Origin of the sequence: Bradyrhizobium sp. B039, from assembly GCF_038965675.1 — a bacterium.
GTDB lineage: Bacteria > Pseudomonadota > Alphaproteobacteria > Rhizobiales > Xanthobacteraceae > Bradyrhizobium > Bradyrhizobium diazoefficiens.
On the sequence record NZ_CP152416.1, the window covers coordinates 8,434,352 to 8,456,493 of the forward strand.

A 22,142-nucleotide genomic window follows, 5' to 3' on the forward strand; every position below is an offset into this window, starting at 1 on the left:
GGGGTGGCTGAGCGCGAGGTGCTGGGCTAGACAGGGCCGCCATTCCACCAGGAGATCCCAAATGAGCATTCAGCGTTTTGAAACCGGCCCGCGCATGAGCCAGGTCGTCGTGCACGGCAACACCGTCTATCTCGCCGGTGTCGTCGCGAGCAAAGCCGCCGGCGAAAGCGTGACGAAGCAGACCCAGGACATCCTGGCGACGATCGACGGCCATCTCGCCAAGGCCGGCACCGACAAGTCGAAGCTGCTCTCGGCCACGATCTACATCACCGACATGAAGACGTTTGGCGAGATGAACGCGGTGTGGGACGCCTGGGTCTCCCCCGGCAATACCCCGGCCCGCGCCACCGTCGAGGCCAAGCTGGCCGCGCCGCAATACACCGTCGAGATCATGGTCACAGCCGCGAAGTAATCTTCGCGAACAATTCGCATGCGACTGAAGCGCGATGAGAACATCATCGCGCTTCATTTTTTTGCGCACGCCGATGACCTCAGAGGTAATCGATCGGCGTGCGCGAACCTTCGATAGTGACGATCAGCCGAACACGGCGTCATCGAAGGAGAGCACCATGACCGACCACGTCACCATTGCCCGCCGCTACATCGAGCTCTGGAACGAGCGCACGACAAGCCGCCGGCGCGAGCTGCTGAGCCAGAACTGGACGGCGGATGCGAGCTATGTCGATCCGCTGATGAAGGGCGACGGCCAGGACGGCATCGACGCGCTGATATCAGGCGTGCAACAGCGCTTTCCCGATTTCAAGTTCAAGCTGCTCGGCGAGCCCAACGGCTACGGCGATCATCTCCGCTTCAGCTGGGGCCTCGGCCCCGATGGCGCCGACAGCCCGATCAAGGGCACCGATTTCGCCGTGCTGAAGGACGGGCGCATCAGAAGCATCACGGGATTCCTGGACCAGGTGCCCGCGGGCGCGTGAGGGGCGAGCGCAGCCTCAAGCTCCGTCGTCGTCCCGGCGCAGGCCGGGACCCATACCGCGTGATCTCTCGGACTGCGCGCGGTGGGAGTACCGAACGACTAGTCTTCGCCAGACTACTCCCTTGGGGTTATGGGTCCCGGCCCCCCGTGCGCAATTGCGCACTAGGCCGGGACGACACCTTGGTTGGGGCGCGAGTTCGGCTTAAGCAATCGCTAGCCGATACGCAGCCTTCGCATTCACCCCGAACGCCTTGTCCCGCACGCCCGGCCCGAGCCTCGCCAAACACGCCTCCAGCGCGCCCTTGATCTCGGCATAGCTTCCCGCAAGCAGGCACACCGGCCAGTCGGAGCCGAAGATCAAACGATCCTCACCGAAACATGTCGCGGCGTGCTGGACGAACGGCAACAGCCGATCCGCGTCCCAGTCGCTCCAGACCGCTTCCGTCGCGAGCCCGGAGATCTTGCACCAGACATTGCCGCAAGCGGCGAGCGCTTTGATGCGATCAGCCCATTCGGCGCTTCCGCCGGAAGCGATCGGCGGCTTGGCGGCATGGTCGAGTACGAAGCGCGCGTTGGGAAAGGCCTGCGCGGTTGCGATCGCCGCCGGCAATTCGCGGGTGCGGACGAGGAAGTCGTAAGTGAGATCGCGGACGAACAATGCGGCAAGCCCGCGCCGGACGTCCTCGCGGAGCAGCCAATCTGGATCGGCCTCGTCGTGGACCTGGTGGCGGATGCCGACCAGCTTGTCGCCGCCCGGCGCGGCGCGCAGCCGGTCGAGCGTGTCCCCAAGCGCGCCATCGGTCAGATCGACCCAGCCGACGACGCCGACGACAGAGGGCGTCGCATGCGCGATGCGCAAGAATTCCTCGGTCTCCTCCAGCGCCGAGCGGCACTGCACCACGATGCTCGCGTCGATGCCATTCGCCTTCAACAGCGGCGCGAGATCGGCGGGGCCGAAGGCACGGCGGATCGGCGCGAGTTCGGGCGCCTCCATCCAGGGATAGTCGGCGCGCGCCGGATCCCAGAAATGCTGATGGGCGTCGATCACCATGCCCTACACTCCACCCGGCAGCGGCGCCCGCGCGTCGACGAGCTTCCGCGCACGCAGCTCCTGCCAGAAGGCCGGCGGCACCGGCGCCTGCCACATCGCGATGTTGTCGGCGACCTCGCCGGCATTGCGCGCGCCCAGCACGGCGACCGTCACGGCCGGATGGGCCATGCAGAATTGAAGCGCGGCGGCCTTCAGCTCGGTGCCGTGCCTGCGGCAGAGCTCGTCGAGCTCGAGCGCCCGCGCGATCAGCGCCGCGTCGGCGTCCTGATAGTTGAACTTCGCGCCGGTGTGCGGGTTGGCCAGAATGCCGCTGTTGTAGATGCCGCCGAGCAGGATGCCGATGTTCTTTGCCTGGCAGACAGGAAACAGCGCATCCAGCGCGCCCTGGTCGAGCAGCGTGTAGCGGCCGGCGAGCAGGAAGCAGTCCACCGGCACGGTTTCGGCAAAACGGACCAGCATTTCCGACTGGTTCATGCCGGCGCCGATCGCCTTGACCGTGCCCTCCGTGCGCAGGCGCTGGAGCGCGCGGAAGGCGCCGGCGACGGCGTCGTCATAATGATCGTCGGGATCATGCACGAGCAGGACATCGACGCGGTCGAGCCCGAGGCGAGCCAGACTCTCCTCCACCGAGCGCATCACGCCGTCGTAACTGAAATCGAACACCGGCCGTTCGCGCGGCGTGCTCTTGTAATGTTCGTCCTCGGCGGCAGCGCCATCGCCCGAGCGCAGCAGGCGGCCGACCTTGGTCGAGATGACGTAGGAGTCACGCGGCTGTTGCCGCAGGAATGCGCCGAGCCGCCGTTCCGCCAGGCCAAAACCGTAGAGCGGCGCGGTGTCGTAGAAGCGGATGCCGGCCGACCAACCCCGCTCGAGCGTCGCTTGCGCATCGGCATCGCTGACGGGGGTGAACAATCCGCCGAGCGGGGCGGAGCCGAGGCCGATTGAGGTGACGTCGAGAGAGCCGAGCCGCGACCGTTTCATTCCAAATTTCCTTCCGGCAGTCCAAATCATCTCTCCCGCTTGCGGAAACCGCAAGCGGGAGAGGCACGCAGGAGCAGGAGTGCGGGGCTGGCGGCGCTCCTACTTCAGCATCTGCGCAACGTTGTCCTTGGTGACGAGATCGAGGCCGGTATAGACGATCTCCGGCACCTTCTCGCCCTTCTTGATGGCGAGCAGCGTGTCCATCGCCTTCTCGCCCATCTCGAACGGTCGCTGGCCGACCAGCGCATTGGCATAGCCGTCGCGCAGCAATTCGAGCTGCATCTTCAGCGTATCGGCAACGACCAGCGTGAACTTGCCGGAATCGATGTCCTTCTTGTTCCTGCTGGCGAAAGCCTTGAAGCCTTCGGGGGCAAACATCGGCCAGCCGCCGATGGGAACGATGGCGGCGAGATCGGGCGTTGCGGTGCGCATATCCGTCATCTGCTGGACCGCGAGTGCCGGATCGTCGTTGCAGAAGGTCGGCGAGCCCGCGACCTCGGTCCATTTCGAGCCCTTCAGCGCCTCGCGGACGCCATCGACGCGCTCGGCAAGGTTCTTGGCACCGGGGCCGCCCGAGACCATCGCGTACTTTCCGCCGTCAGGCCGCATCTTCACGAGTTGCTTGCCGAGCGCGACGCCGAATTCCTTGTTGTTGGTGCCGATATAGGCGATGCGCTTGGATCCCGGTGCATCGGCATCGAAGGTGATGACGGGGATGCCCGCCGCGGTCGCCGCCTCGATCGACTTGGTCATGGCCGCGACGTCGGCGACCGAGATGGCGAGGCCGTCGACCTTCTGGGTGACGAAGTCCTGGATGATCTGCGCCTGCGTCGCCGGCTCGTGCTCGACCGGCCCTTTGTAGACGCACTCGATATTGCCGAGTTCCTTGGCGCGCTTCAGACAGCCGTCGCGCGCAAAATCGAAGAACGGATTGTTCATCGCCTTGGGCACGATCACGAAGCGATAGTTCGCAGCGAACGCCGGCGTCGCCATCAGCGCGACAGCGATGCCCGCAAGAAGAAGTTTCCTCATCGTCTCCTCCACCCTTCTTTGGCGCCTGTCCTCTCAAGTTCGTCCGGGAAGCGGACAGGCGGCATTTTCGTGGTCCTCCCGAACGACGTCACTTTCAGATCATCCGCGAGCGCACACGATCGACCAGCACGGCCAGGATGATGATCACGCCCACCAGCGTCTGCTGCCAGTAGGAGCTGACCTGTGCCAGCACGAGACCGTTGCGGATCACCTCCAGCAGCACGCAGCCGACAATGGCCCCCAGCGGCCCGCCGATGCCGCCGGCAAGGTTGGCGCCGCCGATGACGGCCGCCGCGATCACGTTGAGCTCGTAGGAGGTCGCCATGTTGGCGGGTGCCGATCCGAGCCAGCCGGAGATGATGATGCCCTGGAGGCCTGCGGCGAGCGCGCAGAGCACATAGACCTCGATCTTCACGCGCACGACCGGGATGCCGGTCAGTTCGGCCGCCTTCTCGTTGCCGCCGAGCGCGAAGACGTGGCGGCCGAACGAGGTGTGGTGCAGCACCACCGCCATCGCCAGCGCAAGGATCACGAGATAGATGAACGGTACGGGCACGCCGAGCACGTCGCCCGAGGTGAGCGCGTAGAAGTAATCGGCGTCCGGCCCGCCAGGAAAGCTGCCGCGCCCGTTGGAGACGACATAGCCGAGCCCGCGCACGATCGAGAGCATGCCGAGCGTGGTCACGAACGGCGACAGGCCCAGCACCGCGATGCAGAAGCCGTTGACGAGACCGGCGATCAGCGCGACGCCAAGGCCCGCGACGACGGAGATCAGCAGGATCAGGCCGGGGACATTGGCCAGCACCGTCTTGCCGTCGGCCGCCATGTGCACGAAGAGCGAGGCGCCGAGCCCGCCCGGCGTCGACAGCTCGGTCATGACCATCGAGGTGATCATGGCCGAGAAGCACATCATCGAGCCGACCGAGAGATCGATGCCGCCGGTGATGATCACGAAGGTGACGCCGAGGGTGGCGATGGCGATGAAGGAAAAGTTCTTCGCCACGTTCTGCATGTTGCCCTGGGTGAAGAAATACGGGCTGGCGAAATGCATGATCACCAGCAGCACGGCCAGCGCGAGCAGCACGTAGCCGGTCTGGGAGGCGAAGATGCCGCGCTGCCACCACTTGATCTTGCCGATATTGGAGAAGGTGATCGGGGATTCCAGGGGCATGGCCATCACGCCGCCTCCTTCGCGCCGGTGATGAGGGCAGTGACTTCCTCGGGGGACGTCGCCTGAATCGCCTTGTCGGCCCGCTTCTCGCCGCGGCGCATGACGATCACGCGGTCGCACACGGCGAACACGTCGGGCATGCGGTGCGAGATCAGCATCACGGCGACGCCCTGCTCCTTGAGCCGGTGGATCAGGCTCAGCACCTGCTCGACCTGGCGGACCGAGATCGCGGCGGTCGGCTCGTCCATCATCACCAGCCGTGCATTGGAGAGCCGCGTCCGCGCGATCGCGACCGCCTGGCGCTGGCCGCCCGACATCTGCTTGACGAGGTCGTCGGGGCGCGTCTCCGAGCGCAACTCGCCGAACAATTCCAGCGCGCGCGCCGCCATCGCCTTGTGGTCGAGCAAGGCGAACGGGCCGAATTTTCGCTTCAGCTCGCGGCCGAGGAAGACGTTGGCGGCCGCGGTCAGATTGTCGGCCAGCGCAAGATCCTGATAGACGACCTCGATCCCGACCGTGCGGGCATCGACGGGCCGGTTGAAATGAACCGCGCTGCCGGCAAAGCGGATCTCGCCATGGCTGGGGCGGAAATTGCCCGCGATGATCTTGACCAGCGTCGACTTGCCCGCGCCGTTGTCGCCCATCAGGCCGACCACCTCGCCGGGGAAGACCTGCATGTCGACGTCATGCAGCGCGCGGATCGCGCCGAACTCCTTGCCGATGCCGGAGAGTTGGAGCACCGGTGTTGCCTCAGCACTTGTCATCAGCGGCCTTCCTCAGACATAGCGGTTGACGAGGGATTCCAGATATTCCTGCCGTCCCGAGCGTGGCTGCGGGTCGAAACCGGGGCCGAGCGCACGATCGGCGAGATCGGCGAGCGAGCGCTGGCCGCCGAGAATGGCGCGGCCCTCGGAGCCGGCCCATCCCTCGTAGCGCTTGTCGAGCGGTGCGGTGAGGGCGCCGGCATCAAGCATGTCGGCGGCGGCAAGGAAGGCGCGCGCGCAGGCATCCATCGAGCCGACATGGGCGTGGATCAGATCGTCGGGGTCGATCGACTGGCGCCGGATCTTGGCGTCGAAATTGAGCCCGCCGGACGTGAAGCCGCCGCGGTTCAGTATCTCGTGGAACACCAGCGCCAGCTCCGGCACGTTCATCGCGAACTGGTCGGTGTCCCAGCCGAGCAGATCGTCGCCGCGGTTGACGTCGAGCGAGCCGAAGACACCGAGCGCCTCGGCGAGCGCGACCTCGTGATGGAAGGAATGGCCGGCGAGAATGGCGTGGTTCTGCTCGATGTTGAGCTTGACGTCCTTGAGCAGGTCGTAGCGCGCGAGGAAGCCGTAACAGGTGGCGACGTCGAAATCATATTGATGCTTGGTCGGCTCCTTCGGCTTCGGCTCGATCAGGATCGGGCCCTTGAAGCCGATCTTGTGCTTGTGCTCGACGACGAGCGAGATGAAGCGGCCGAGCTGGTCGAGCTCGCGCTTGAGATCGGTGTTGAGCAGCGTCTCGTAGCCCTCGCGGCCGCCCCACAGCACGTAGTTCTGGCCGCCGAGCCGGTGCGTCACCTCCAGCGCGGCGCGGACCTGGCCGGCGGCATAGGTGAAGATGTCAGGGTCCGGATTGGTCGCGGCGCCCGCCATGTAGCGGCGATGCGTGAACAGATTGGCGGTGCCCCAGAGCAGCCGGACTTTGGCCGAGGTCATCTTCGCTTCGAACAGATCGGCGATCGCGTTGAGGTTGGCGACCGACTCCGCGAGCGAAGCACCCTCCGGCGCCGCATCGACGTCGTGGAAGGTGAAGAAGGGCACGTCCAGCAGCCGGAACAGCTCGAAGGCGACATCAGCCTTGGCCCGTGCCTGCGCCATCGCGTCGGTGCCGCGATGCCAGGGCCGCAGGAACGTCTCGCCGCCGAAGGGATCGCCGCCCGGCCAGCAGAAGGAGTGCCAGTAGCAGACCGCAAAGCGCAGGTGATCCTCGAGCCGGCGGCCGTGGACGAGGCGGTCCTTGTCGTACCAGCGGAAGGCGGGCGCTTGTCCGGCATCTTGGCCGGCGAAGGCGACAGGCGTGCTTTCCTCGAAGAATTTGGCTGACACGTTCACTTAAGCGGACTCCTTCAACGCGGGATAAAGCGCGCGCCAGCGGCGATAGGCCTCGTCATAGGCGGCGGTCACGGATGCGCGGGGTGCGAAACTCGCAAGCCGGCGCGGGCGCGTGCAAACTTCAGCAGGATCTTCACCGGTGGCGGCAAGGCGTCCGAGCCGCGCGGCGCCGAGCGCGGCACCCACCTCGCCTTCCTCGACGCGGTGGACGGTAATGCCGAGCACGTCGGCGCAGATCTGGGCCCAGAGCGGCGAGCGCGAGCCACCGCCGACGAGATCGACTTCCACGATCGGCCCGCTCGCCGCGCTCAGTGCCGCCAGATTGTCGCGCGCGGCAAAGGCGACGCCTTCGAGCACGGCCTGCACGATCTGGCCGCGCCCGGTCGCGCCGCGCAGACCGACGAAGGCGCCGCTGGCGGCGGCGTCGTTGTGCGGCGTGCGCTCGCCGTCGAGATATGGCAGGAATCTTATCGGGCTCGGCCCATCGACGCGCTCGCCGAGCGGCGCCAGCAGCGCGGCGGCCGGCGTCTCCATCACGCTCGCGAGCCAGGCGAGCGAGGCCGCCGCCGACAGCATCACCCCCATCTGGTGCCACAGGCCGGGTAGCGCGTGGCAGAACGCATGCACGGCTGAAGCCGGCGCCGGCGCAAAGCGGTCGGTGACACGGAACATCACACCTGACGTTCCCAGTGACAAAAACGCATCGCCGGGCGCGATCGCGCCAAGCCCGATCGCGCTGGCGGCGTTATCGCCGGCGCCGCCCGCGACCACGACATCCTTTGCCATGCCCCAGCGCTGCGCGAATTCCGGCGCGAGCACCGCGCTCACCGCGCTGCCCTCGACGAGGCGCGGCATGTGGTGGAGATCGAGGCCGGTCGCATGCAGCAGCAGCGCCGACCAGCGGCGCTGGCCGACATCGAGCCACAGCGTGCCGGCCGCGTCCGACATGTCCTCGACCATCTCGCCGGTCAGCCGATAGCGGACATAAGCCTTCGGCAGCAGCACCTTTGCGACACGCGCGAAGATCTTTGGCTCATGCCGCGCGACCCAGAGCAGCTTCGGCGCGGTGAAGCCGGGCATCGCGAGATTGCCGGCGATCGTGTGCAGCGACGGACAGCGCCGCTCCAGTGCGACGCATTCGGCCTGCGAGCGGCCGTCGTTCCAGAGGATGGCGGGGCGCAGCGGCCGCCCATCCTCGCCGAGCAGCGTCGCGCCATGCATCTGGCCGGACAGTCCGATGCCGGCGACCCGCGCGACTTCGCGCGGATGGCGCGATGCGAGATCATCGACCGCACCGGTCGCCGCATCGACCCAGGTGTCGGGATCCTGCTCGGACCACAGCGGCGCCGGATGCGACAGCGCAAGCTCGCGCGCCGCCGTCGCGACAACCGCGCCGGCATCGTTCACGAGCACCGCCTTCACACCGGACGTGCCGATGTCCAATCCGAGATACACGCCGTCCTCCCTTTCGCCTGTCGCCGTGTGCGATCTTGCGTCGCCTTGCCCGCAACGGGCCGTTCGATCCGCTGCCGCTAAGGCAGATTGTCCCGCATCACGATGTCGATCCTGATCTTCTCCTGTTCGTGCAGGATGGGCTCGCCACGGGCGAGCGCGAGCAGCACGCGCACGGCGGCGCGCGCCTCATGTCCCGGATTCTGCGAGATCGCGGCATCCATCACGCCCTGCAACAGCAGCCGGCGCGTCAGCGCCGTGACGTCGTGCCCGACGAACTCCACCTGCTTGTCGCGGCCGGCATCGCTCAACGCCTTGGCGACACCTTGTGTGCCGGCGCCGACATTATAAAGGCCGACAATGTCAGCATGCCTGCCGAGCAGCCGGGCCAGAACCTGTTCCGAACGTTCGTCCTCGTCGCGCCCTTCCAGCACCGGCAGCACGCTGAGGCCAGGGAATTCCGCCGCCATCACCTGATTGAAGCCGAAGATGCGCTCGGCATGGTCGCGCAGGCCCTGCGAGCCCGCGACGATCGCGACCTTGCCGGAGCGCCCGCCGACCAGCCGCCCGACCAGCGCGCCGGCGGTGCGCCCCGCCGCGATGTTGTCGATGCCGACATAATGGTGGCGGCGCGACGACGGCACGTCCGAGACCAGCGTCACCACCTTGGTGCCGGCATCGACGAGATCGTTGATCGCGGCGCGGACGCCGGGATGATCCAGCGCCACCACGGCGACGCCGTCGTAATCGCCCGACAGCGCCTCAAGCGAGGCTGCGAGCATGGAATGATCGAACACGTCGGTTGCGACCATCTCGACACCGAGGCGGCGGGCCGAGAGCCAGGCCGACATCTCGCCGAGATAGGCCTCGATCTGCTGCATGAATGGGTTCGGCCCGAACGGCATCACGAAGGCAAAGCGGCGGGCGCGGCCGCGGGCGAGCTCTGCGGCGGCCACGTGCGGCTGGAACGCGTTGCGCTCGATCGCCGCCTTGACGCGCCGGACCGTATCGGGCCGCACCCCCGGCCGGTTGTGCAGCACACGATCCACCGTCGCGAGACTGACACCCGCCTCGCGGGCGATGTCCTTCAGCGTCAGCGCGGCGGCGGTGAGAGTATCGGCCATGGCTGAAGGCTAGCAGAGGTTTTTTGAGGTACGCAACTCATTTTGAGGGGCGTGAAAGAATTTTCGGCCCCCGGTTGCACTGCGGCAGTCGGCCGGAGAGCTCAGCGGCCGCTCAGATCCAGCGTCAGAAACAGGCTGTTGCGGTCCTCGACATAGCCCTCGAACGGGCCGCAGAGGACGAAGCCATGCGCCTGGTACAGCGCGTGGGCCGGCTTGAAATAGTCCCACGAGCCGGTCTCGAGGCTGAGCCGCGTCAAGCCCCGCGCGCGGGCTTCACTGATGATGTGGCGGAGCATCTCGCGACCAAAGCCGCGCCGCCGCGTGGTCTGCAGCGTGTGCATCGACTTGACCTCGCCATGGGTGGCCGAAAGCGTCTTCAGCGCGCCGGTGACGACCAGCGTCTCGCCGTCCCAGCCGGTCCAGAACGCGACGTCACTCGCGCGAAGGCCCGCCAGATCGAGCGCATGGGCGCTGCCCGGCGCGGTCTGCGCCCGCGCCGCCGTGACGTGATGATCGAGCAGCGCGACGACGCGCGGATCGAAAGTGTCGCCGGGACGGATCTGCATCGTCACGGCCTCACTCCGCTTGCAAGCCGCATCTGCATGAGGACCATATCGAGCCAGCGGCCGAACTTGCAGCCGACCTCCGGCATACGGCCAACCTCGGCAAAGCCGAACGAGGCGTGCAGCGCGATCGAGGCGGAATTCGAGGCCTCGATCGCGGCGACCATCGTGTGCTTGTTCAGCGCCGTGGCGCGCTCGATCAGCGCAACCATCAGGCCGCGGCCGACGCCCGCGCGATGATGCCGCTCGTCGACATAGACGGAATTCTCGACCGTGTGGCGATAGCCGGGCCAGGGACGGAAATCGCCGAAGGACGCGAAGCCAACCACATCCCTGCCCTTCATGGCGACCAGAACAGGATAGCCGGCTTCCCGTCGCGCGCGGATCCACGCGCGCCGCGACTCGAGATCAACCGGACCGTCGGTCCAGACCGCCGTGGTGTTGATCGCGGCATGGTTGTAGATGGCCAAAATATCTTCGGCATCCTCCAGCGTGGCGTCCCGCACGATCAGCGACATCACATTTTCCCGTAAGAAGTGCCGCGCCGCGTGATGATGACGTAGCGCGCGTCCTGTCTGGTTTCGTTCTCGAAGGTCACCGCACGCATCACGTCGAAATCGAGACAGTCGCCCTCGCGCAGGCGCACCGTCTTGGCGTCGATATGCACGCACACCGCCCCCTCAAGCATCAGCAGCTGCTGGGTGAAGGCGTTGCGGCCCCAGGGGCTGTAGGAGACGCGCGCGCCGGCCGGCAGGTCGACGACGATGATCTCGATGCCGCTTGCCGCATCCGGCGGCGAGGCATGGCGCCTGCGGTAGCCGCTGTCGGGATCACGCCAATGCGGCTGGTCGGCAAGCCGCATCAGCCGCTCGGGCGGCTTCTCGGCGAGCGCGACGACGTCGCTGAGCGTGACGTCGAGCGCCGCGCAGAGCTTGTTGAGCAGCGCCGCCGTCGCACTGCTCTGCGCCCGCTCCACCCGCCCGATCATGGCCCGGCTGACGCCGGAGCGGCCTGCAAGTTCGTTCAACGTCATGCCCGCCTGCGTCCTCAGGGTCTTCAAGCGACGACCGATCGCACGGTCGAGTTTCTGCTGGTCCATGGTCTTCATCCGAACATTGCCCGGCCACAGACCGCACCACCCATCAGGGTGAGAGGGAGCTTAGCGCGGACGGAGGCGAACGCCGTGAGCGGCAGTCTAATATATTAGAATCTTCGCAGAGCTCGTAGGGTCGGTTAGGATGCGCCCCAATCACAAATGATCCGGAGGCGACGAGATGGGCGAGCCAACGCAACGGACGATCAAGGCCAACGGTATCAGCCTCAACGTCGCCGAGCAGGGCAAGGGGCCGATGGTGCTGCTCTGCCACGGCTTTCCGGAAGGCTGGTACTCCTGGCGGCATCAGCTCGAGGCGCTGGCGGCGGCCGGCTACCACGCGGTCGCGCCCGACATGCGCGGCTACGGCAAGAGCGACCGGCCCGAGGCGATCGACCAGTACACGATCCTCCACATGGTCGGCGATCTTGTCGGCGTACTCGACGCCTTCGAGGTGAAGGACGCCGTCATCGTCGGGCATGACTGGGGCGCGACGATCGCCTGGCACACGGCGCGCCTGCGGCCCGATCGCTTCCGCGCCGCCGCGATCCTCAGCGTGCCCTATCGGCCGCGAAGCGAGGCGCGGCCGACGAGTGTCATGCCGCAGACGGCAGATGCGCAGTTCTACCAGCTGTATTTCCAGGAGCCGGGGGTCGCCGAAGCGGAGTTCGAACGGGATCCGCGCGCAACGCTCGGCGCCATGCTCTTTGGCGGTTCCGGCGAAGGGGCGGCGGCGATCCGCGCCAACGCCGAGCGCGCCGGCAGAACCGTTGGCGTCGGCATGGTCTCCCGCAAGGACGGCATGTTGCCGAAGGTGCAGGTGCCGCTGCCGTCGTGGCTGAGCGCCACCGACCTCGACTATTACAGCGCCGAATTTGCCCGCAGCGGGTTTCGCGGGCCGCTCAACTACTACCGCAACATCGACCGCAACTGGGAGCTGATGGGGGCCTTCGAGGGCGTGAAGGTGGTGGTGCCCTCGCTCTTCATCGCCGGCGACCACGACATGGTCATCGCCTTCCCCGGCGCCGCCGAGCACCTCGCCAACATGAAGCAATTCGTGCCGCAGCTGCGCGAGATCAAGATCCTGCCGGGCTGTGGACACTGGACGCAGCAGGAACGGCCGGCCGACGTGAATGCTGCGATCGTCGAATTTTTGCGGAGCCTGCCAGGTTAGCACCCTTCTCCGCTAAAGCTTCGAAGGGCATCCTGCATCACGTTGCCGAAGAATGGAAATCCTGCGAAGCGCGTTCGCGCGAAGCAGGATGGAGCGGGCGAAGGGAATCGAACCCTCGTATGCAGCTTGGGAAGCTGCCGTTCTACCATTGAACTACGCCCGCGGATGCGCTGCTCACGCCCGTCCTGATTAGCCGAGACGGCGCGTCTCGCCAAGCGGTTTGGCGCACCTGGCCGGACGGTTGTTAACGTCCTGGCAAGATTTTGGGTGCGCCGGATTGTGGCGGTGTTATGATCTCGCGTCTGGGGGATACGTGCACTGAGTGGGGCGTGTGCATGGTGGGGCGTGGCTATACGATATTCGATACGGCCATAGGGCGCTGCGGCATCATCTGGAGCAGCACCGGCGTGGTGGCCGTGCAATTGCCGGAGGCGCGGGAGATCGACACCCGCCGCCGGATCTTCGCGGTCCATCCCGAGGCGCGCGAGCAGCAGCCTCCGCTGAATACCGAGCTTGCGATCGAGGGCATCGTGGGCCTGCTGCAGGGCAGCGATCCTGATTTTTCCGACGTCAGCCTGGATGCCGGCGGCGTGCCCGGCTTCAACCGGCGGGTCTACGAGTACACCTGCACTATCCCGCGCGGGGAGACGCGCACCTATCACGAGATCGCCAAGGCGCTGGGGGCCTCCGGCGCGGCGCATTCGGTGGCGCAGGCGGTCGCGAAGAATCCCTACATGCTGATCGTGCCCTGCCACCGGGTGCTGGAGGCCGGCAACTACACAGACCGTCTCTCGCCCTATGGCGGGGTGATCTCCAAGCGGCGGCTGCTGGCGCTCGAGGGTGCCCATCCCGTCGCCAGCAAGACGCTGTTCGAGGTGTTGCTGCCCGTTGCCCCGCCTCGGGCGCCCACCTAGATAAGGTCGCATGGATGCGACCACGCTGCTGACGACACGCTCGATCACGGTCTCCGAGTTCCGCTGCGATGCGGGGCCGGACGACACGCCGTTCGCGGAGTGCCGCACCGGGCATTCCATCGCCTATGTCCGCTCCGGCAGCTTCGGCTGCCATTGCCGCGCCGGCTTCTTCGAACTGGTGGCAGGCTCGATTCTGGTCGGCGCCCCCGGCGAGGAGTACACCTGCACGCATGAGCATGTCAGCGGCGACGTCTGCCTGGGCTTCTTCTTCAGCGAGGACCTGGTCGATGCCCTCGGGGGACGGCACGAGATCTGGAAGGTCGGCGCGACACCGCCGTTGCCCAAGCTGATGGTGCTGGGCGAGCTCGCCCAGACGGCGGCAGATGGCAACAGCGATCTGGGCCTCGACGAGATCGGCCAGATCCTCGCCGGCCGTTTCGTCGATGTCGTCTCCGGCAAGGCGCGCAAGCCGGCCACGCCCACCGCACGCGACCGCCGCCGCGCCGTCGAAGCCGCGCTGTGGATCGACGCCAACTCGCATGCCGAGGTCGACCTCGAACAGGCCGCGCGGCACGCGGGACTGAGCCCGTTCCATTTCCTGCGGCTGTTCTCGGCCGTGCTCGGCGTCACCCCGCATCAATATCTGGTGCGCTCGCGGCTGCGGCACGCCGCGCGCCTGCTCTCCGAGGACGACATCGCGGTCACCGACGTCGCCTATGACGTCGGCTTCGGCGATCTCTCCAATTTCGTCCGCACCTTCCATCGCGCCGCCGGCGTGTCGCCGACGAAGTTCCGGCAGGCGTCGAAGGGCGAGCGCAGGATCTTCGGGGAACGACTCGTCCTCAACTGAGACACACGGGCCGCTTCGCCAGTAACAGTCTGTTGACCAGACGGGTGCGATGCACTGGCACTTGCGGTACCCCGCGCGGTATTACAACCGAAGGGCGATTTGGCGCTCCTTCAAGGCGGCGAGCCGGCAAATGGACAGGACCTCGATTGACGTGATTGCGACCACGCTGATCGCGCTTGTCGTCGGCCTCGCCTTCATCGCGGGCTGTGCCGTCTATTACGGCCGCCAGATCAGCTCGCGCAGGATTCCGATGCAGTGGGACACCGACGGTCAGCCGGCCTGGTTTGCACCACGCCTCGTTGGGCTCTGGTTCAGCTTCGGCGTCACGGCGGCCCTTTCCATGTTCCTGCTCGTCCTCGCCCTTCATGCACCGCAGAAGCTCACAGCCCTGATCGTCGCGACGATCAGCGTGATTGGAACGAACATGTGGGTGCAGGTCTATCACCTGAAACGGGTGGTCCGCTGGCAGGCGGAGGCACCGGCGAACTAGCCGGGCGAGATGCGCAAGATTCTCCAAGAGCGGCTTGCCTTCAATTGACTAGGTTCGTCTCCGGCGTGCGCCACGCGCGGCGCGCTTTGCAATGGAGACGAACATGTACGACCACATCGGACTTCGCGTAGCCGATCTCGATGCCGCCACGCGCTTCTACACCGCGGTGCTGGCGCCGCTCGGCTACGTCCTGTGCTCGAGCGGCGACGGCTATGCCGGCTTCGGGCCGAAGGGCGCGCCGGCGCTGTGGCTGCACCTGAACAAGGGGCGGAAGGCCGACGGCGCGCATATCGCGTTTCGCGCCGGGAATCATGACGCGGTCAAGGCGTTCCACAGCGAGGGGCTCAAGAGCGGCGGACGCGACAATGGCGGCGCGGGCCCGCGCAAGGACTACAGCCCGACCTATTATGCGGCGTTTCTGATCGATCCGGACGGCAACAATGTCGAGGCGGTTTGCGTGTGAGCAAGCGCCCCACGCACGAGCATTCGTAGGGTGCCACGTGCGACGGTGCCGATGAATGGTAGGCACGGCGCGCGAAGAGCGCGCCTTTGCCCACCCTACGACCCCTTCAACCAAGGACACCTTCATGGCCTCCATCCACAACGACATTCCCCTCAACGCCCCTGCGCGCGAGGTCTGGGACGCGGTGCGCGATTTCGGCGCGCTGCATCAGCGGCTGGTGCCGGGCTTCGTCACGGCCTGCACGCTCGATGGCGATGCACGCATCGTCACCTTCGCCAACGGCTCCGTCGCGCGCGAGGTGCTGGTCGATTGCAATGATGCGCGGCAGCGCCTCGTCTATGCCATCAACAACGAGCGGCTGAAGCACTACAGCGCCTCGGTGCAGGTGATCGCCGAGGGCGATGCGCGGTGCCGCCTGGTCTGGATCATCGACATGCTGCCGAACGAGCTTGCGCCGTATGTCCAGGGGCAGACGAAGGAAGCCGTCGCCGCCATGCACAAGGCGTTTCCAGCCGCGGCCGCCTGACTGACCTCTGTGACTTTTCTCACAGAGCCCTCGCCTCCTCGGCCGTAACCATGGCTGCGTGCGTCCGGTTGGCTCCGCTCTTCCGGCGAAGCCACGCACGCGAGGAGCATGCCATGAGAGGTGCGGACAAGGTGATCTGCCAGGCGGCCGCCGTGCTGCTGCTGTTCTCGGTCGCGAGCACGCCGGCGGAGGCGCAGCTCGCGGGCTTCGGTGGCGGCGGAGGCGCCGGCGGCGAGGACATGATGACCCAGATGGCGCCGATGCTGGAGATGATGAAGGCGAAGATGGGCAAGCGCCGCTTCGCCATGCTGATGCAGACCATGGGCCCGATGATGAGCCGCATGATGGAGAATGGTGGTGGCGGCTTCGGCGGCATGATGGGCGGCGGTGGCCTCGGCGGCAGCAATCTCGGCGGCGGCTTTGGTGCGCCCAATTATGGCGGCTACACCCCGATGGGCGGTGGCGGCTACATGCCAACGGGCATGGGCGGCGGCGACATCATGGGCATGCTCGGCGGCACCAGTGGCGGCGACATGATGGCGATGATCCCGCAGCTGATGCGGCTCGCCAATGTCGGCGGTGGTGGCGGCCATCGCCGCCACAGGCATCGCTAGTCCGCGACGCCTGAGAGAGCCGGCCTGATCGCGGGCTTGCTCTTGCGCGGTCCCCAGCGCGTCAGCACCACGCTGGAGCACGACAGCAGGCCGAGCACGACCATCGAGCTCGCGGCCAGCCAGAAGAAGCTCTGCGCGGTCACCTCATGTGTCGACAGCCACCAGCCGGTCGCCGAGATGTAGATCAGCCGCGCGGTCTGCGCCAGCACCGGGCCGATCACCTTGGCCGCGCCTTGCGAGGAGAAATACATCGTCGAGGCAAGGCCGATGAAGGCGTAGAACGGCGCCACCGTCGACAGATATTGGTGACTGGCCGCGCGGACGGTCGCGCTGTCGGTGAAGATGTTGACCCAGAGATCGGGGAAGAGCGCGACCAGGCACGCCGGCGCACCGACGGCGACGAAGGCGCTCGCACCCGCGATCCAGGCAATGCGCCGGGCGCGCGCGATGCGGCCGGCGCCGACGGCCATGCCGACCATCGGCACCGAGGCGATGCCGAACGAGAACGCGATCGAGGTCAGCAGGAATTCGAGCCGCGCACCGATGCCGTAGCCGGCGAGGATCGCGGTACCGAACTTCGCCAGCATGTGGGTGAAGATCGAGATCGTCAGCACCGATTGCAGCGGCGAGAAGCAGGCGATGGCGCCGACCTTCAGGATGTCGAAGAACATCGCCCATTGGATGCGGAGGCCGCGCAGCTTCGGGACGACGCGCGCGCGGCCTGAGAACAGGTACCAGCCCATGACGCCGATGTTCATGCAATAGGCGATCAGCGCGCCGGCCGCGACGCCGCGCATGCCGAACTGCGGTACCGGTCCGAGCCCGAGACCCAGCGTGCCGCCGAGCACGATCTGCCAGGCCGCGGAGTTGAGGATCAGGAACGAGGGCAGCCTCATATTGCCTGTGCCGCGCAGCACGCCCGCCATGGTGTTGAGCAGCCAGGGCAGCACGGCGCCGCCGAAAAACACCTGCGTGTAGGCGATCGCGTGCGTCAGCACATCGCCGCGGCCGCCGAGCATCTCGAGCACCTTGGGCCCGAAGATCAGCATGCCCAGCATGAAGACGAGACCGAACGTGACGCCGATCAGCAGCGCATGCGCGGCGAGCGTGCCGGCGCGCTCGCGATCGCCGGCGCCGAGCGCGCGTGCGATGGCGGAGGCCACCGCACCGCCCATCGCGCCGCCCGACATCGTCATGGTCAGGATCACGGTCGGAAACACCAGCGCCATCGCGGCCAGCGCCTCGACGCCGAGCCGGCCGATATAGGAGGTCTCCGCGATCACCGTGCAGGTGCCGGCCGAGAGCGCGATCACGTTCGGCCAGGCAAGCCCGAGCAGCGTGCGCAGGATCGGTCCGTCCATCAGCGCGCTCCTCACCGGCCGCGGAGGCGGCGGCAGCGGGCGCTCTTGTTCATCGACCGGGATTTCGGCGATGTCGGACATGTCCTCTCCCGGGCACGAGCGCCATTTGCGGCGCGGCAATGACTAGATGTGCCAATGAATTTCTTCGCGCAGAAGGCGCAGCGAGAAGCTTGTTAGCACGGCAATTGCCGATTCCTCCTGCGCCTGATGCAGGCGTGCCCTGCGGCAGCGCATTTCAGCCCGTGGAATTGCGGTCTCTCGTCTCCCTCTCCCCGTTCTTACGGGGAGAGGGTTGGGGTGAGGGGCCGCGTCCGCGAAAACGATGCGAGTTGGACTCGCGGAGAGTCCCCCTCACCCGGATTGCATCTTCGATGCAATCCGGCCTCTCCCCGCACGCGGGGAGAGGCGAAGTGGCCGCGCCGTTCTCGTCACCCAATCGTCCAGACCAGCGGCGGACGGCCGCCTGCGGCCGGGCGCATGCGGATGCCGATATGCCGGCCGCAGCCGGCAGCCAATCCCTCGAACAATCCCTCCAGCACCTTGGCGCAGGCGCGGTGACAATCAGCGACGTCGTCCATCAGCTTCCAGCTCTGCTGGCGGATTTCGAAGGTGCCTTCGGACTGCGTCATCTCAGCATTGTCGTCCTGGGCAGCGAACAGCGCGTTCAGGAACGATGCGAATTCCCTCGCGCCGCCGCGGCTCGTCGCGAGTGCGGCCGCTACCTCGTCGAAATACTGCATCCCGATCAGCTTGCCGGTGAGATGCAGCAGATAGCCGGCGTCTTCCGGGCCGAACAGCTGCACCATCACGGGCGCGGCGGTGCGGACATATTCCATCGCATAGTTGCGATAGGCTTTTTCAAGCCGCGGTTTCGGCCAGCTCGCGACCGGCAGCGCCGGCGCGGTCTTCGCATCGAACGGCGGCGCTTCCAGATGCCGCGCGAACACCAGGCGCTGGTCGAGTTCGAGCGGATGGTCGTATTGATGATAATAGCCTTCGAGCCCGTCCTGGCCGTCGACGCTCTGCTTGGTGCAGACGAAGCCGAGGCGAAGATCTCCGAGCGCAACCCCGTTATTGGCGTGCCAGCCGCGCAGCATCGCGCGTGAGACTTCGCCCGGCACGCCGCAGATCGCGGTGCCCTTCCAGATCCAGCGCGGCGGCGGATAGCGGATCCAGGCCTTGACGTCGCTCTCATACATGTATTCGACATGCACGCCGCCGATCCAGTTGGAGAGGTAGTGATATTGCGCAGCCGCGACCGCCGGCGGCAGATGGCTGAGCCCGAGCTTTTCCAGCCCCGGCAGGAAGCGCTCCTGCTGCTGACGGCGGAACACGCGGAAGACGAACTCCGCGGCATCCGCGGTGCCGCGCCGCGTGACGACGGTGAGGATAAGGCCGGTGAAATAGGCGTGATAGAGATCGGCGACCGCGCGCCAGCGCTTCCATTGGGCTTCCTGCGCGGAGTCAGCTGCGGCGGTCATGTTCGCTCCCGGCTTGTTGTTTTACGGGAGTGTGTCATCGCGGCTGGGGCGGCGCAACCAGCCACAGACTCGGTGTCATCGCCCGGCGAAGACCGGGCGATCCAGTATTCCAGAGACAGTTATGATTGAATCGAGACGCCGCGGCGTACTGGATGCCCCGGTCGAGCCGGGGCATGACAGTTGGAGATGTCGCTACACCCGAAAATGTTTCGAGAGCTTCAAGCCCTGCGCCTGGTAGTTCGAGCCGATGCGCTGGCCGTACATCGCGTCGGGGCGGGCGAGCATCTTCTCGTAGACGAGGCGGCCGACGATCTGGCCGTGCTCGAGGATGAACGGCACCTCGCGCGAGCGCACCTCCAGCACGGCGCGCGATCCCAACCCGCCGGCACCGGCATAGCCGAAGCCGGGATCGAAGAAGCCGGCATAGTGCACGCGGAATTCGCCGACCAGCGGATCAAACGGCACCATCTCGGCTGCAAAGTCGGGTGGCACCTGCACGGCCTCTTTCGAGGCGAGGATGTAGAACTCGCCGGGATCGAGGATCAGGCTGCCGTCGGGCCGGGCCGAGATCGGCTCCCAGAAGTCCTCGACGGAATAGCCGGAGCGGCGATCGACATCGACGACGCCGGTGTGGCGCTTGGCACGGTAGCCGACGAAGCCGCTCGCCTTCTCGCCGGAGAGATCGACGGAGACGGCGACGCCGCCGGCCAGATCGGCATCGTCGATGTCGACAAGGCGCTCGGACGCATGCAGCGCATCGAGCTCGTCGGCATTGAGGATGGCGTCACCGGTGCGGAAGCGCACCTGCGACAGGCGCGAGCCCTCGCGCACCAGCACCGGAAATGTCTTCGGGCTGATCTCGGCATAGAGCGGGCCGTGATAGCCGGCGCCGATCATGTCGAAGCGGCGGGTGCCGTCGGCGATCACGCGGGTGAAGACGTCGAGCCGGCCGGTGGAGCTCTTGGGGTTCGCAGCCGCGACGATCTCCGGCGGCAGCGCCAGGCTCTCGAGCAGCGGCACGATGTAGACGCAGTTGGTTTCCAGCACCGCGCCGTCGGCAAGGCTGAACTCGTGCAGCTTCAATTCGTCGATGCGCTCGGCCACCGTGGCGCCGGGACCAGGCAGGAAGCTGGCGCGGACGCGATAGGCGATGTCTCCGAGGCGGAGGTCGAGGCTCGCCGGCTGGATCTGGCTTTCGACGAAATCGTATGCGGGCAGGATGAGGCCCGCCTCCGCCATCGCCGCGATCATGCGGTCGGGCAGGATACCATTGGCGTCGGCGGCGATCGTGAAGCTCAACCGGGGGTCCTCGTCAGGGGTCAAACGCATCCGGACGTGCGGGAAATACTAGCCTTTTACGGCTATCCGATGGACGCCTTGACGGAAAGGCCATTGCGGAATATGAGCATCACTTATCCCGTGGTGATTTGAGCCGGCCGGCTTGCAGCCACGTTAAATAAGTCGCTAAACAGGCCGGGGACCTCTGTGATCCCGGCCCGTGGATATATCCAGGCCGGTTTTTTTGTGACCGTTTTCGACGAGACGGTCATGTCGGAGGTACCTATGTCGAAGTCGCCTGCCACTTACCGTCCCGAAACCCGCCTGGTCCATTCCGGCACCCTGCGCTCGCAATTCGGCGAGACGTCGGAGGCGCTGTTCCTGACCCAGGGCTACGTCTACAACAGCGCCGAGGAGTGCGAGGCGCGGTTCAAGGGCGAGGATCCCGGCTTCATCTATTCGCGTTATTCGAACCCGACCATCTCGATGTTCGAGCGCCGCATGATCGAGCTAGAAGGCGCCGAAGCGGCGCGTTCGGCGGCGACCGGCATGGCCGCGGTGACGACCGCGATCCTGGCGCCGCTGAAGACCGGCGACCACGTGGTCGCCTCCCGCGCGCTGTTCGGCTCGTGCCTCTACGTCATTCAGGATCTGTTGCCGCGCTACGGCATCGAAACCACGCTGGTCGACGGCCTCGATCTCGACCAGTGGCAGCGGGCCTTGCGGCCGAACACCAAGACGTTCTTCCTGGAGAGCCCGACCAACCCGACGCTCGACGTGCTCGACATCCCCGGCATCGCCGAGATCGCGCACAAGGGCGGCGCGCGGCTCGTCGTCGACAACGTGTTTGCGACGCCGATCTGGCAGAGCCCGCTCGCGCTAGGGGCCGACGTCGTGGTCTATTCCGCGACCAAGCACATCGACGGCCAGGGCCGCTGCCTCGGCGGCATCATCCTGTCGTCGGAAGCCTTCGTCGCCGAGCACCTCCACAATTTCATGCGCCAGACCGGGCCGTCGATCTCGCCGTTCAACGCCTGGGTCTTGCTCAAGGGCCTGGAGACGCTGGCCGTGCGCGTGCGCGCGCAGACCGACACCGCGGCACGCGTTGCGGAAGTGCTGGCCGGCCATCCGAAGATCTCGCGATTGATCTATCCCGGCCGCGCCGATCATCCGCAGGCAGCGCTCGTGAAGAAGCAGATGCGCGGCGGCTCGACGCTGGTCGGCTTCGAGGTCAAGGGCGGCAAGGCGGCCGCGTTCCGCGTGCTCAACGAGCTCAAGCTTGCGAAGATCTCGAACAATCTCGGCGACGCCAAGAGCCTCGTCACCCATCCGGCGACCACGACGCATCAGCGCCTGAAGCCGGAAGACCGCGCCGCGCTCGGCATCAGCGAGGGCTTCATCCGCTTCTCCGCGGGGCTGGAGCATGCGGACGATCTGATCGAGGATCTGACGGCGGCGCTGGAGAGGGCGTGAGGCGATCGAGCTCCGTAG

General features: G+C 66.5%; 24 protein-coding genes, 1 tRNA gene and 1 riboswitch. Of the genes, 10 read left to right on the forward strand and 15 right to left on the reverse strand.

Going from position 1 to position 22,142, the window contains the following annotated elements; all coding sequences use genetic code 11:
- Positions 1 to 61 precede the first annotated feature (61 nt).
- Positions 62 to 412 (forward strand): RidA family protein, encoded by a 351-nt coding sequence (locus tag AAFG50_RS39810; protein WP_011083946.1) that lies wholly within the window; start codon positions 62 to 64, stop codon positions 410 to 412.
- A gap of 157 nt (positions 413 to 569) precedes the next feature.
- The gene (locus AAFG50_RS39815) at positions 570 to 935 is read left to right on the forward strand and encodes a nuclear transport factor 2 family protein (RefSeq protein ID WP_028172798.1); all 366 of its coding nucleotides are present in this window, start codon (positions 570 to 572) and stop codon (positions 933 to 935) included.
- Between the two features lie 201 nt (positions 936 to 1,136).
- On the opposite strand, the gene AAFG50_RS39820 is transcribed toward AAFG50_RS39815, so the two are convergent.
- The 11 genes from AAFG50_RS39820 to AAFG50_RS39870 form a co-directional block, all read right to left on the reverse strand.
- Positions 1,137 to 1,985 (reverse strand): amidohydrolase family protein, encoded by an 849-nt coding sequence (locus AAFG50_RS39820; RefSeq protein ID WP_028172797.1) that lies wholly within the window; start codon positions 1,983 to 1,985, stop codon positions 1,137 to 1,139.
- 3 nt (positions 1,986 to 1,988) lie between these two features.
- On the reverse strand, positions 1,989 to 2,966 hold the full coding sequence (locus tag AAFG50_RS39825) for an aldo/keto reductase (protein ID WP_011083943.1): 978 nt from the start codon (positions 2,964 to 2,966) through the stop codon (positions 1,989 to 1,991).
- 99 nt (positions 2,967 to 3,065) lie between these two features.
- Positions 3,066 to 3,998, reverse strand: coding sequence for a sugar-binding protein (locus AAFG50_RS39830; protein WP_028172796.1), 933 nt, complete (start codon positions 3,996 to 3,998; stop codon positions 3,066 to 3,068).
- A 94-nt stretch (positions 3,999 to 4,092) separates the two neighbouring features.
- On the reverse strand, positions 4,093 to 5,175 hold the full coding sequence (locus AAFG50_RS39835) for an ABC transporter permease (RefSeq protein WP_028172795.1): 1,083 nt from the start codon (positions 5,173 to 5,175) through the stop codon (positions 4,093 to 4,095).
- Positions 5,175 to 5,933, reverse strand: coding sequence for an ATP-binding cassette domain-containing protein (locus AAFG50_RS39840; protein WP_011083940.1), 759 nt, complete (start codon positions 5,931 to 5,933; stop codon positions 5,175 to 5,177). Before AAFG50_RS39840 ends, AAFG50_RS39835 begins: the two co-directional genes overlap by 1 nt.
- A gap of 12 nt (positions 5,934 to 5,945) precedes the next feature.
- Complete coding sequence (gene xylA, locus AAFG50_RS39845; RefSeq protein WP_028172794.1) at positions 5,946 to 7,268, reverse strand: xylose isomerase; 1,323 nt, start codon at positions 7,266 to 7,268, stop codon at positions 5,946 to 5,948.
- Positions 7,269 to 8,723: a xylulokinase gene (gene xylB, locus AAFG50_RS39850; RefSeq protein WP_028172793.1), complete on the reverse strand. Its 1,455-nt coding sequence runs from the start codon at positions 8,721 to 8,723 to the stop codon at positions 7,269 to 7,271.
- Between the two features lie 77 nt (positions 8,724 to 8,800).
- Entirely contained in the window at positions 8,801 to 9,844 is a 1,044-nt protein-coding gene (locus AAFG50_RS39855) for a LacI family DNA-binding transcriptional regulator (RefSeq protein WP_028172792.1), read from the reverse strand.
- Between the two features lie 101 nt (positions 9,845 to 9,945).
- Positions 9,946 to 10,410, reverse strand: coding sequence for a GNAT family N-acetyltransferase (locus AAFG50_RS39860; protein WP_028172791.1), 465 nt, complete (start codon positions 10,408 to 10,410; stop codon positions 9,946 to 9,948).
- 2 nt (positions 10,411 to 10,412) lie between these two features.
- On the reverse strand, positions 10,413 to 10,925 hold the full coding sequence (locus tag AAFG50_RS39865) for a GNAT family N-acetyltransferase (protein WP_162185887.1): 513 nt from the start codon (positions 10,923 to 10,925) through the stop codon (positions 10,413 to 10,415).
- Positions 10,925 to 11,506, reverse strand: coding sequence for an XRE family transcriptional regulator (locus AAFG50_RS39870; protein ID WP_028172789.1), 582 nt, complete (start codon positions 11,504 to 11,506; stop codon positions 10,925 to 10,927). Before AAFG50_RS39870 ends, AAFG50_RS39865 begins: the two co-directional genes overlap by 1 nt.
- A gap of 175 nt (positions 11,507 to 11,681) precedes the next feature.
- Here AAFG50_RS39870 and AAFG50_RS39875 point away from each other — a divergent pair, with 175 nt between their 5' ends.
- Entirely contained in the window at positions 11,682 to 12,674 is a 993-nt protein-coding gene (locus AAFG50_RS39875; RefSeq protein WP_028172788.1) for an alpha/beta hydrolase, read from the forward strand.
- An 89-nt stretch (positions 12,675 to 12,763) separates the two neighbouring features.
- On the opposite strand, the gene AAFG50_RS39880 is transcribed toward AAFG50_RS39875, so the two are convergent.
- Positions 12,764 to 12,837 (reverse strand) — tRNA-Gly (locus AAFG50_RS39880).
- A 172-nt stretch (positions 12,838 to 13,009) separates the two neighbouring features.
- Between AAFG50_RS39880 and AAFG50_RS39885 the strand changes: the two genes are divergently transcribed.
- The 6 genes from AAFG50_RS39885 to AAFG50_RS39910 all read left to right on the forward strand — a co-directional run bounded on the left by AAFG50_RS39885 (position 13,010) and on the right by AAFG50_RS39910 (position 16,531).
- Positions 13,010 to 13,588, forward strand: coding sequence for a methylated-DNA--[protein]-cysteine S-methyltransferase (locus tag AAFG50_RS39885; RefSeq protein WP_028172752.1), 579 nt, complete (start codon positions 13,010 to 13,012; stop codon positions 13,586 to 13,588).
- 10 nt (positions 13,589 to 13,598) lie between these two features.
- Positions 13,599 to 14,438, forward strand: a complete 840-nt coding sequence (locus AAFG50_RS39890) for an AraC family transcriptional regulator (RefSeq protein ID WP_028172751.1) — start codon at positions 13,599 to 13,601, stop codon at positions 14,436 to 14,438.
- 130 nt (positions 14,439 to 14,568) lie between these two features.
- A complete protein-coding gene (locus AAFG50_RS39895) occupies positions 14,569 to 14,928 on the forward strand; it encodes a hypothetical protein (protein WP_039186574.1) in 360 nt (119 codons plus the stop codon).
- A 103-nt stretch (positions 14,929 to 15,031) separates the two neighbouring features.
- A complete protein-coding gene (locus tag AAFG50_RS39900) occupies positions 15,032 to 15,391 on the forward strand; it encodes a VOC family protein (RefSeq protein ID WP_028172750.1) in 360 nt (119 codons plus the stop codon).
- A gap of 124 nt (positions 15,392 to 15,515) precedes the next feature.
- Positions 15,516 to 15,917: an SRPBCC family protein gene (locus AAFG50_RS39905; RefSeq protein ID WP_028172749.1), complete on the forward strand. Its 402-nt coding sequence runs from the start codon at positions 15,516 to 15,518 to the stop codon at positions 15,915 to 15,917.
- A gap of 113 nt (positions 15,918 to 16,030) precedes the next feature.
- Positions 16,031 to 16,531 carry a hypothetical protein gene (locus tag AAFG50_RS39910; protein WP_028172748.1) on the forward strand — a complete coding sequence of 167 codons (501 nt, stop codon included), beginning with the start codon at positions 16,031 to 16,033 and terminating at the stop codon, positions 16,529 to 16,531.
- Here the strand turns inward: AAFG50_RS39910 and AAFG50_RS39915 are convergent.
- The 3 genes from AAFG50_RS39915 to AAFG50_RS39925 all read right to left on the reverse strand — a co-directional run bounded on the left by AAFG50_RS39915 (position 16,528) and on the right by AAFG50_RS39925 (position 20,672).
- Positions 16,528 to 17,973 (reverse strand): MATE family efflux transporter, encoded by a 1,446-nt coding sequence (locus AAFG50_RS39915; protein ID WP_028172747.1) that lies wholly within the window; start codon positions 17,971 to 17,973, stop codon positions 16,528 to 16,530. The two genes, AAFG50_RS39910 and AAFG50_RS39915, sit on opposite strands and share 4 nt — an antisense overlap.
- Before the next feature lie 347 nt (positions 17,974 to 18,320).
- Positions 18,321 to 19,373, reverse strand: coding sequence for a hypothetical protein (locus AAFG50_RS39920; protein WP_271556994.1), 1,053 nt, complete (start codon positions 19,371 to 19,373; stop codon positions 18,321 to 18,323).
- Positions 19,374 to 19,565: 192 nt separating this feature from the next.
- Entirely contained in the window at positions 19,566 to 20,672 is a 1,107-nt protein-coding gene (locus AAFG50_RS39925) for a 2'-deoxycytidine 5'-triphosphate deaminase (protein ID WP_028172745.1), read from the reverse strand.
- Positions 20,673 to 20,782: 110 nt separating this feature from the next.
- A riboswitch (SAM riboswitch) is annotated at positions 20,783 to 20,862 on the forward strand.
- 74 nt (positions 20,863 to 20,936) lie between these two features.
- Between AAFG50_RS39925 and AAFG50_RS39930 the strand changes: the two genes are divergently transcribed.
- Positions 20,937 to 22,124, forward strand: coding sequence for an O-succinylhomoserine sulfhydrylase (locus AAFG50_RS39930; protein ID WP_028172744.1), 1,188 nt, complete (start codon positions 20,937 to 20,939; stop codon positions 22,122 to 22,124).
- The last annotated feature ends 18 nt before the right edge of the window (positions 22,125 to 22,142 follow it).